Below are 10,668 nucleotides of genomic sequence, written 5' to 3'. Positions count from 1 at the left end.
CGCGAGCCCCGCGGCCAGCACCGCCGGCGCCGCCCAGGGGGCGGCGGGCAGCGCCCCGCTGCCGCCGGAGAAGGGCGTACGCAGGGTCAGGTGATCCAGTCCCGAGCGGAAGTCGTCGTACTCGTTGAGCAGATTGACCGCGGCGTGGGCCAGCAGGCCGCCGAGCAGTACCAGGGCCACCTGAAGCGCTGCCGGTGCCACCCCCTGGCGCACCGCCAGCAGCAGGCCCAGCACCACGCAGAGCGGCGCCAACACCAGGAAGCCCGGACGGCTCGCCCGCCATACGGCGGGCGTGGTGGTGCCTCCCTGCACTCCGCCCTACTCGAAGCTGAAGCGCGGTGCCGGGGCGTCCGGCAGTAGCGCCGCGCAGGCCCGTACTCGCTCCAGCAACTCGGCGTGGGTGGGCGCCAGCAGGTTGATGTGGGCCAGCTTGCGCCCGGCGCGCTCGCTCTTGTCGTAGCGGTGCAGGTGGGCGTCCGGCAGGGCAAGGACCTCGGCCGCCTCGCCCTCGTGACCGATCACGTTGACCATGCAGGTCGGCATGCGCGCCGAGGTGTCACCGAGCGGCAGCCCCTGGATGGCACGCAGGTGGTTCTCGAACTGGCTGGTCACCGCACCGTCGATGGACCAGTGGCCGGAGTTGTGCACCCGGGGCGCCATCTCGTTGGCCAGCAGGCTGCCGTCGGCACACTGGAAGAGCTCCAGGGTCAGCACCCCCACGTAGTCGAGTTCGTCGAGCAGCGCGCGGATATAGCCGTCGGCGGTCTGCTGGATGCTGTCGGCCAGGTCCGGCAAGGGGGCGATGGAGTAGCGCAGGATGCCGTCCACGTGCTGGTTCTCGGCCATGGGGTAGAAGGCCACCTCGCCGTCGCGGCCACGCACGGCGATGATCGACACCTCACGCACGAAGTCGACGAAGGCTTCGACGATCAGCTGCGGATGGTTGATCGAGCGCCAGGCCTCGGCCGCCTCGGCGGGGTCCCTGAGCACCGCCTGACCCTTGCCGTCATAGCCCTCGGTGACCGACTTGGCCACCACCGGACAGCCCAGCTCTCGGGCTGCGGCCTCCAGTTCGTCGGCATGCTCCACCAGGCGATAGGCCGGGGTGGGGATGCCCAGGCGGTCGAAGAGCGCCTTCTCCTCGGCGCGGTTCTGGCAAACGCGGATCGCCTCACTCGACGGATAGACCGGCCTGACCTCCTCGATGGCCTGGACCAGCGATACCGGCAGGTGCTCGAACTCGTAGGTGACCAGGTCGACCTTCTCGAGGAAGGCCTCGAGGTGCTTGCGATCGGTGTCGATCATCACCTCGCCGATGCCGGCGCTGGGGTGGCCGGTGGTATCGAGGAAGGTGAAGCGGTTGGCCAGCGGGTAGCCGGCCAGGGCCAGCATGCGGCCGAGCTGGCCGGCCCCCAGGACGCCGATATTCATGACTTTTTCCATAACCTTCTCCTCACTCGTCTCTCTATCAGGGCTGGGGCTATCAGGGCTGGGGCTATCAGGGCTGGGGCTATCAGGGCCGGGGGTCAGGGGTGTCGAGTACCGTCTGCGTCTGCTCGGCGCGGAAGGCCTCCACCGCGGCTCTCACGGTCGCGTCCTGCAGGCCGACGATCTGGGCGGCAAGCAGGCCGGCGTTGGTGGCCCCGGCCTTGCCGATGGCCAGCGTCCCTACCGCGATGCCGCCGGGCATCTGCACGATGGAGAGCAGCGAATCCAGGCCCTTGAGCGCCTTGGATTCCACCGGCACGCCGAGCACCGGCAGCGCGGTCTGGGAAGCCACCATGCCGGGCAGATGGGCGGCCCCGCCGGCGCCGGCGACGATCACCTGAAGGCCGCGCTCGGCCGCTTCCTTGGCGTAGTCGAACAGCAGGTCCGGAGTGCGATGGGCAGAGACCACCCGGGTCTCGCAGGGCACACCCAGGCGCTCGAGCATCGCCACGGCATGCTCCATCACCGGCCAGTCGGATTTGGATCCCATGATCACGCCGACCTTCGGCGCCTGTGTATCGGACTGCATGGCCTGCTCCTCGGCGACTGCCTCTGATGCGGAAAGCGGGAAAGAGTGCATGAAGGAAAGCCGGACATTCTAGCGCCGCAGTCCTCAAGCGTCATCTTGACCAGGCGGACAGCCACACCCACAGGCCAGACTGTCGCCGCCGGAAGACAGCCGTTTGCATGCTAGATGCGCCATTGCCTGCTAAGGTCGTGGTGAATGGGCAGCAAGGATAAGCCCATCTGGAAGCCACCAAGGAGACAGACAATGAAGCGTTCCCTGATCTTTACCGCGGTACTCGCCGGCTCACTGCTGCTCGTCGGCTGCGACTCTGACAGCGAAGAGGCCACCCAGCAGGAAGAGACCACCGAGCAGGAGGTCGAGCAGACCGCCGACGAGGCCGGCGAGGCAATGGACGAGGCCGCTGCCGAGACCGAAGACGCCCTGGACGAGGCCGCCGCCGAGACCGAAGAGGCCCTGGATGAGGCCGCCGAAGAGTCCGGACAGGCCCTGGACGAAGCGGCCGCCGAGACCGAGCAGGCGGTCGATGAGGCGGGCGAGGCTCTGGACGCGGCAGGCGATGAAGCCGCCCAGGAAGCCAGCGAAGCGGCCGAGAGCGCCGAAGCTGCGGGTGACGAAGCTGCCGCTGAGACAGAGCAGGCGGTCGATGAGGCGGGCGAGACTCTGGACGCGGCAGGCGACGAAGCCGCCCAGGAGGCCAGCGAGGCAGCCGAGGCAGCTGAAGCCACGGGTGACGAGGCCGCCGAAGAGACCGCCAGCGCACTGGATGCCGCCCGGGACGCCACCGCCGATGCCGTGGACTCCGCCCGCGAAGTCACCGCCGACGCCGTGGAGGCGGCCCAGGAGAAGGCCGGCGAGCTGGTCGATAGCGCCAAGGAGATGGCCTCAGGCAGCGATGAGGCCGCGGAAGTCTCCGCAGAAGCCGAAGTCGAGGCCGAGACTTCCAGCCAGTAAGCCTCGCCCCGCGACCACGCCACGAAGGCCCGCCCGGTTCTCCGGGCGGGCCTTCATGTGTCAGGCCGTCGCGCCCCGCCTGCTCGAAAGCCAGTTGGCAACGATCACCGCCAGCATCACCGCTGCGCCGACGGCTTCCACCATCAGGCTGGGGTAGAACACCGCCACGATAGCCGGCAGCAGCAGCACCCGCAGCGCCCAGCCCATGCGGGCGAACAGATACCCCTCCAGCGCCGCCGCGAAGGCCGCCAGGGCCAGGAAGCCGGTCAATGCCGTCCAGATCAGCAGTGGCCAGGGCCCGCCCATGATGATCTCCGGGTTGTAGACCATGAACAGCGGGATCAGGTAGAGCCCCTTGGCGAACTTCCAGGCCTGGAAGCCCGTCTCCATCGGCTTGGCGCCGGCGATGGCCGCCCCGGCGAAACCGGCCAGGGCGATGGGTGGCGTGACGTTGGAGTCCTGGGAGTACCAGAACACCACCAGGTGGGCGATCAGCAGCGGTACGCCGAACTCGGCGGTGAGCGCCGGCCCCACCAGCACGATCAGCACGATATAGCTGGCGGTCACCGGCAGGCCCATGCCCAGCACCAGGCTGGCCAGCAGCACCATGATCAGCGCCAGCAGCAGGTTGCCCCCCGAGAAGGCGAGCATCATGGAGGAGAACTTCAGCCCCAGGCCGGTCAGCCCCACCACACCGACGATGATGCCGGCCACCGCGCAGGCCATGGAGACCGCCACGGCATTGCGCGCACCCAGCTCCAGACCGCCGAGCAGCTTCACCAGTCCACTGCGGGTGGCGGCAAGGAGCCGCTCCCCGGTCACCGGCTCACCCTGTTTCGGCGCCACGAGGAAGAACCACACCAGGAAGCGCAGTACCGCCACGGCGAGCATGGTGAGGATGGCGAAATAGCCCACCCGCATCGGCGACATGTTCATCACCAGCAGCCACACCAGCACCGCCAGCGGCAGCAGGAAGTGCCAGCCGTAGCCCATCACGTCGCGCATCTGGGGCAGCTCGCTCCTCGCCATCCCCTGCATGCCCTGCTTGAGGGCGATGATATGCACGAACAGGTAGACGGTACCGAAGTACATGATCGCCGGCAGGATGCTGACCTTGACCACCTCCAGGTAGGGCATCCGGGTGTACTCGGCGATCAGGAAGGCGCCGGCCCCCATCAGCGGCGGCATGATCTGCCCGCCGGTGGAGGCCGCCGCCTCGATGCCGCCGGCCTGGTGGGGCTTGTAGCCCAGGCGCTTCATCAGCGGAATGGTGAAGGCGCCGGTGGTCACCACGTTGGCGATGGCACTGCCGGAGATCGAGCCCATGCCGGCCGAGGCGATCACCGCGGCCTTGGCCGGCCCGCCACGCTGGCGACCGGTGGCGGCATAGGCAAGGTCGATGAAGAACCTGCCGGCGCCGGTGATCTCGAGGAAGGCGCCGAACAGCACGAAGATGAAGATATAGGTGGCCGCCACCCCCATGGGCAGACCGAAGATGCCCTCCTGCCCCAGGTAGAGCTGGCCCACCAGACGGTCCAGGCTGTAGCCGCGATGCTCCAGGATGCCGGGCAACCACTGCCCCAGCCAGGGGAGGTCCCCGCGCGGACCGGCGAAGGCGTAGAGGAGCGCGATCACCCCGATCACCGTCATGCCCAGGCCCACCGCGCGGCGAGCCGCCTCCAGCACGGTAACGGTGGCGATACAGCCGACCACGATGTCAGTCTGGCTCCAGAAGCCGGCGCGGTTGATGATCTCGTCGAGGTAGAGCACCAGATAGCCGCCGGTCACCAGGGCCCCGGCGAAGAAGGTGGCGTCGAGCAGCCAGCCGATGATCCCGCGAGGCCGCCGCGGGCCGAACACCGGAAACATCAGGAAGGCCAGCATCATGATCAGCATCAGGTGGATGCTGCGCTGGTAGAACAGCCCCAGCGGCTCGATGCCGGCGGAGTAGAGCTGGAACAGCGACAGGCCCACCGCTACCAGGGTGATCAGCCACAGCACCGGCCGGGCATGATTCGCCTGGCTGCCGGGGACGATGGGGGAATTGCCCGATTCACTCATTAGTCAGTCCAGGTGAAGGTTCATTCAGGAGAAGGCTTATTCAGGTGAAACCAGGCGCACGGTGACCGGCTGGTCTGCCGCCAGTCGGCTCAGGCTGATGCGCTCGTCGTCCACCACCAGGCGGTGGTCGACGGCAGGGCCGCCCACCCGCAGGCGATAGGCGTTGCCCGGCACCGGCTCATCGAGGTCCTCGATCCAGTAGCCACCCTCGCCGTCCGAGACCTGGCGGCCGCGGCCGGGGACATGGTCGAGCCCCGCGGCGAAGTCGGGCAGGTGGCTGCGTTCGAGCACCATGCGTCCGCGGCGATGCCGATAGCAGTCGAGGACCGCGAAGCCCTCCACCGAGTGGTTCCACTCCAGGCACCAGCCCTCGCCCTCGGGCATGGGCAGAGTCACCAGAGTCTCGCCTCGCTTGTCGATCACCTCGAGGCGGGCCTCGTCCTGGCCGGCCACGGGACCGGCCAGGACGAGGCCCGCACACAGCAGCAGGGCGGGCAGTCGGGCCCGCCCTGCTGTCAGGCGCAAGTCACGCATCATTCAGGACGCTGGTGGTCCTGGACCTCGGCGCCGATCTCCTCGTAGTAGCGCAGTGCGCCGGGGTGGAAGGCGATCGGCGTGGAGTTGACGCTGAACTCCACGGTGGTGTCGTTGGCCGCCGGGTGCACCTCGATCAGCTCGTCGGTGCGCTCGAAAAGCATCTTGGTGATCTGGTAGGCGAGCTCCTCGTCCATCTCGCTGCTCACCGCCAGCACGTTGGGGATGCCGATGCTCTGCACGCCCTCTTCCATGCCCTCATAGAGGCCGGCGCGCAGCTCGTAGGGGGCGAACACCGAGACCTCCTCGCGGGCGTTAGCCACCTCCTCGTCACTGAGGCCGATGAGGCGGATGTCGCGGGTGGTGGCCAGGTTCATGATCGAGCTGGTGGGCGGCCCCACGCTCCAGAAGCCGGCGGCGATGTCACCGTCTCGGATGGCATCGGCGGTCTCGTTGAAGTTCAGGCGCCGCGGGTCGAAGTCATCATAGGTGATGCCGTTGGCCTCGAGCAGTGCCCGGGCGTTGAGTTCGGTACCACTGCCCGGCGCGCCTACGGAGACGGTCTTGCCCGCGAGGTCGGAGAGGCTCTCGATGCCGGAGTCGGCCAGGGTGACGATCTGCACGGCATTGGGATAGACCGAGGCCAGTGCGCGGATGTTCTCGAGCTGGCGGCCCTCGAAGTCACCGGTGCCGCTGTAGGCCTGGTAGACGGTGTCGGCCAGGGCCAGGGCGAGGTCGGAGTCGCCGCGCCACACCAGGCCCATGTTTTCCACCGAGGCCCCGGTGACCTCGGCCACGGCCTCATAGCCCTCGAGGTGCTTGCCGATCATCTCGGCCAGGCCACCGCCCAGCGGGTAGTAAGTGCCGCCGGTACCGCCAGTGGCGATGGAGAGCTGCTGGGCGGACGCCAGCGGGGCCGTCGCGATCAGCGAGGCGGCTACGGCATACTTCATGGCTTTCATGGCATTCCTCCGGTCCTGGAACCAGGTTGTCGTATTGTCATTGTCGACGCCGGGTCGACGTCCAGACTCAAGCTAGCACGCGAGCAGCGTGAGAGCCCAACCCCCTGATTTCTACGTTTTCCGGGAATTTCGGCAATGCCACCATGGTCGCGGCGCGGTTTCAGCCCTCCACCATGGCCTTCACCTGCTCGACGATATGCGCCCCGATGGGCAGTGCCGAGGTGGCCGCAGGCGACGGGGCGTTGCCCACGTTGAGGGTCCGCCGGGTGTTCACGAACAGGAAGTCGTCCACCAGCCTGCCATCCCGCGACACCGCCTGGGCGCGCACGCCGGCCGGCCACGGCTCGAGGTCATCGAGGGTCAGGCCGGGGCAGTACTTGCGCACCAGCTCGAGATAGCCGCGCCTGTGCAGGGAGTTCTTCATCTCCTGAAGCCCCGGGCGCAGGTTGCGGCCCAGCACCCTGAGGATCCCGGGATCGGTCAGCATCTGTGCCAGGTCCCGTGGGGATACGTCGCGCCGCCGATACCCCTCACGCTTGAAGGCCAGCACCGCATTGGGACCCACGGTGACACTGCCGTCGATCATCCGCGTCAGATGCACGCCCAGGAACGGCATGGAGGGATCGGGGATCGGGTAGATCAGGTGGTTGACGATACGGCTGAGGCGGTCCGGCAGCCGATAGTACTCGCCGCGGAAGGGACAGATGGTGAACCCCGGGTCGTGGCCGAGCATGCGCACCACGCGGTCGGCCATCAGCCCCGAGCAGGTCACCAGGTAGCGCCCGGTGAACTCACCGGCGCCGCTGGTCACCACCACCTCCTGGCGGCGCTCCTTGAGGGCGCTGACCTCGGCGTCGTAGCGGATCTCGCCACCCAGCCGCTCGAACTCGGCGGCCATGGCCCGGGTCACCGCGGCATAGTCGACGATGCCGCTGGAGGGCACGAAGATCCCGCCGAGCCCGGTGATATTGGGTTCGCGCTCGGCCAGCGCCTCGGCGGAGAGCCACTCGCGTTCCAGGCCGTTGGCGGCGGTCCGCTCCCACAGCGCCTCCATGCGCTGCATCTCGAGTTCGCTGGTCGCCACCAGCAGCTTGCCGCAGGTGTCGTAGGCGATGCCCTGCTCGTCGCAGAACGCCTTGGTGGCGCGGTTGCCCTCCAGACAGAAGCGCGCCTTGAGGCTACCCGGGGTGTAGTAGACCCCGGCGTGGATCACCCCGCTGTTGTGGCCGGTCTGGTGGCGGGCCGGGCCGGACTCCTTCTCCAGCAGCAGCATCCTGCTGTCGGGGTAGGCCTGCTTGAGCTGCATGGCGGTGGACATCCCCAGGATGCCGCCACCGATGATAATGAAATCGTGCATGCCGTCCTCGCTCCTCCAATCACACGGCCACGTCGTGTTCACGGCGTGGCCTCGTCAGTCTAACCCGTCGGTCGGGTCGCGGCGCCAAAGCTCGCTCTTCTCAAGACTGGCGGGGGTTGCGCAAGGTCCTGGCATGGGTGAAGTAGCCGCGCTGACGCATCAGCTCGCGACGCAGTTCCGGGTGTGGTGTGAAGCGATCCCGGCCGTGCAGCCAGAAGTGGTTGTTGATCAGCAGGAAGCTCCCGACCGGGTTGGGCACCGACAGGATCGCCGGGCTGCCCTCCAGCGACTCGGAGAGGTCGGTCAGCCAGTTGCCCTCCTCGAAGTCCTTCGGCTGCACGAACTGGTCGATATAGGACATGACCGGGCGGCCTTCGCGGTCGACATCGAACACCGGGTGGAAGACGTCCCGGGCCACGTTCTTGCTGGGCGGTGCGGTCCAGCGCATCGGGCGGTGAGCCAGCGGGTGTGCATAGAAACGCTCGAGGTCTTCCCAGTCGTCCAGATGCAGCAGCAGCGAGTTGCCGCCCTCCATGTGCTGCTCGTCGATCTTCATCATCAGCACGTAGTCGGTGTCCTGCTCGACGAAGGTGCCGTCGTTGTGCAGCTCCATCACCCGGTGCGGCTGGCGCAGGTAGCTGTCGGAGTCGTCGACGTTCTTCACCACGAAGCGCGCATAGAACTGGCCGCTCATGGCATCGTAGTTGGAACGCCCCATCAGGTGCGCCACCGCGGTGGCCAGCTTGACCATGTCGTCGGCCTGCTCGACGCGATCCAGCCCCTCCGGCACCACCTGGAAGCCACCGGTGGCACGATCCACCAGAGTGTTCACCAATACCGGCTGCAGGGTGTTGTCGCACAGATCGTCAAGGATCTTCGCCACACGGAAGCGCAGCATCGACTTGTACTCCAGCGCCTGCACCGGCCACTCGGCGACGGCGGCCAGGAAGGCCTCGACCACGTCACGCGAGATCGTCAACTGCAGCAGGCGCGACGACTGGACAGAAGGCGCCAGCGTGAAGCCGCGGATATCGGCGGGCAACGGCATGGCGGTATCGGGGAGATGGGTCAGCACGGTCATGTCAGGGTCTCCGGGGCTTGTGGGCTTGCTCCTTAAAAATGTCTACATTTTTTTATTTTATCAACATTGAAAGGAATAATTGACAAAGAGTCACGGCGCGGCGCGCCAGAAAACGCCGAACCCCGGCGCAAGGGCCGGGGTTCGGGGTGGTACGACGGGGTACCAGCGAGGCTCAGCGGCCCTGGTAGGGGTCCGCCCCGGCCAGCTCACGTTGCATCATGCTGTCGCTGTAGGCGGTGCCGTAGCGGGCGCGGGACCAGGCATAGAGTGCCAGGCCGATCATCATCCAGCCGGCAAAGATTGCCCACTCGATGGCGGAGAGCGCCGAGGGGCTTCCCGGCAGGTACATGGCGGTCAGTCCCAGGGAGAGCAGCACCGCCAGGGCACCCACCAGCTTGCCCTGACGCACCTTGAAGGGGCGCGCCATCTCCGGTTCACGGCGACGCAGCACCACGAAAGAGAGCGAGACGAACAGGTAGGCGATGACGATCCCGAGCCCGCCGGCCACCACCAGCCACACCAGCGCCGGGCGACCGAAGAAGGGCGCGATGGCGGAGAGGGTGCCCATCACCAGGATGGCGTTGGTGGGCGTGCGGTAGGTCGGGTGCAGCTTGCCCAGCCAGGCGGGCAGCATGCCCGAGTGCGCCAGGGCGTAGATGGCCCGGGAGCCGCCGATATAGAAGGCGTTCCAGCTGGTGATGATGCCGGCGATTCCCGCCAGGATCATCAGGTTGCCGGCCCAGGGCGCCTGGAAGGCCGCCTGCATGGCATCCGGCACGGCGAGCGAGCTCGCACCCAGCGCCTCGGGGTCGAGCATCAGCGAGGTACCCAGGATAATGAAGGCGTACCAGAACACCGCCAGGATCACCGAGATCATCAGCACCCGGCCGATCTCGCGGAACGGCAGGTTGATCTCCTCGGCGGCCTGGGGGATCACATCGAAGCCGACGAACATGAAGGGCACCATGATGATCACCATCATGATGCCACCCATCACGCCCTCCTCGACGCTGAACAGCGGCTGCATGGTCGCGGTGCTGCCCTGGAAGAGGGCCCCGGTGATGAACAGGATGCCCACCGCCAGGATCAGCAGGGTCACCACCTTCTGCACCAGGGCGGCGGTGCGCACGCCGATGTAGTTGATCCACATCATGACCAGCGAGCCGGCCACGCCGACCGCCACCCAGGTCGCCTTCACCTCCCAGCCGGTAATGGTCCAGAGGTGCCCTATCGCGTAGTTCGGGAAGAGGTGCTCCACCACCGTGGGCAGCGCCACGGCCTCGAAGGCCACCACGCTGACATAGCCCAGGGTGATCGCCCAGGTGCACAGGAAGGAGGCAAAGTGCCCCATGGCGCGATAGCTGTAGACGTGCTCGCCGCCCACCTGGGGCATCGCCGAGGCCAGCTCGGCGTAGGTGAGGCCCACCAGCACGATGATCAGTCCACCGATCAGGAAGGCGGTGATCGCCCCGAGGCTGCCGGCAGACTGGATCCAGCTGCCGGTCAGCACGATCCAGCCCCAGCCGATCATGGCACCGAAGGCCAGGGCGAGGACATCCTTGCGGGCCAGCACACGCGACAGCTGACCCTGTGAGGTCGTGGCATCTTGAGTCATGAGATCCTCGATAGTTGTCTTTTTATCCTAATAACTTTGTTTTCACGTAACGTCGACAAAATAGGCAACCCGGGGACTGACAGCAAGGAT

9 protein-coding genes and 1 pseudogene are annotated in these 10,668 nt (G+C 67.1%); 1 reads left to right on the top strand and 9 read right to left on the bottom strand.

Features of this window, described 5'->3' with window-relative positions:
- From LWH48_RS03955 to purE, 3 genes and pseudogenes are all read right to left on the bottom strand, one after another.
- Window positions 1-312: pseudogene (locus tag LWH48_RS03955) on the bottom strand (prenyltransferase); the annotation flags it as partial.
- 6 nt (window positions 313-318) lie between these two features.
- Window positions 319-1,431, bottom strand: coding sequence for a 5-(carboxyamino)imidazole ribonucleotide synthase (locus LWH48_RS03950; protein WP_232911369.1), 1,113 nt, complete (start codon window positions 1,429-1,431; stop codon window positions 319-321).
- 82 nt (window positions 1,432-1,513) lie between these two features.
- Window positions 1,514-2,017, bottom strand: a complete 504-nt coding sequence (gene purE / locus LWH48_RS03945; RefSeq protein WP_232911365.1) for a 5-(carboxyamino)imidazole ribonucleotide mutase — start codon at window positions 2,015-2,017, stop codon at window positions 1,514-1,516.
- A gap of 243 nt (window positions 2,018-2,260) precedes the next feature.
- Between purE and LWH48_RS03940 the strand changes: the two genes are divergently transcribed.
- A complete protein-coding gene (locus tag LWH48_RS03940; protein ID WP_232911364.1) occupies window positions 2,261-2,968 on the top strand; it encodes a hypothetical protein in 708 nt (235 codons plus the stop codon).
- A 60-nt stretch (window positions 2,969-3,028) separates the two neighbouring features.
- Here LWH48_RS03940 and LWH48_RS03935 read toward each other — a convergent pair whose 3' ends face one another.
- The 6 genes from LWH48_RS03935 to LWH48_RS03910 all read right to left on the bottom strand — a co-directional run bounded on the left by LWH48_RS03935 (window position 3,029) and on the right by LWH48_RS03910 (window position 10,578).
- Window positions 3,029-5,029: a TRAP transporter permease gene (locus LWH48_RS03935; protein WP_161430752.1), complete on the bottom strand. Its 2,001-nt coding sequence runs from the start codon at window positions 5,027-5,029 to the stop codon at window positions 3,029-3,031.
- Window positions 5,030-5,065: 36 nt separating this feature from the next.
- Window positions 5,066-5,566: a DUF1850 domain-containing protein gene (locus tag LWH48_RS03930; protein ID WP_232911363.1), complete on the bottom strand. Its 501-nt coding sequence runs from the start codon at window positions 5,564-5,566 to the stop codon at window positions 5,066-5,068.
- Entirely contained in the window at window positions 5,563-6,525 is a 963-nt protein-coding gene (locus LWH48_RS03925; RefSeq protein WP_232911362.1) for a TAXI family TRAP transporter solute-binding subunit, read from the bottom strand. The genes LWH48_RS03930 and LWH48_RS03925 overlap by 4 nt, the downstream gene beginning before the upstream one ends.
- Before the next feature lie 160 nt (window positions 6,526-6,685).
- Entirely contained in the window at window positions 6,686-7,882 is a 1,197-nt protein-coding gene (gene lhgO, locus LWH48_RS03920) for an L-2-hydroxyglutarate oxidase (RefSeq protein ID WP_232911361.1), read from the bottom strand.
- 100 nt (window positions 7,883-7,982) lie between these two features.
- A complete protein-coding gene (glaH, locus tag LWH48_RS03915; RefSeq protein ID WP_232911360.1) occupies window positions 7,983-8,963 on the bottom strand; it encodes a glutarate dioxygenase GlaH in 981 nt (326 codons plus the stop codon).
- A 172-nt stretch (window positions 8,964-9,135) separates the two neighbouring features.
- Complete coding sequence (locus LWH48_RS03910; RefSeq protein ID WP_232911359.1) at window positions 9,136-10,578, bottom strand: APC family permease; 1,443 nt, start codon at window positions 10,576-10,578, stop codon at window positions 9,136-9,138.
- Window positions 10,579-10,668: the final 90 nt, after the last annotated feature.

This window comes from Halomonas sp. G15 (assembly GCF_021282295.1).
Taxonomy (GTDB): domain Bacteria; phylum Pseudomonadota; class Gammaproteobacteria; order Pseudomonadales; family Halomonadaceae; genus Halomonas; species Halomonas alimentaria.
The sequence above is the reverse complement of the archived record's forward strand: the minus strand, read 5'-3'. Positions and strand labels throughout refer to the sequence as shown.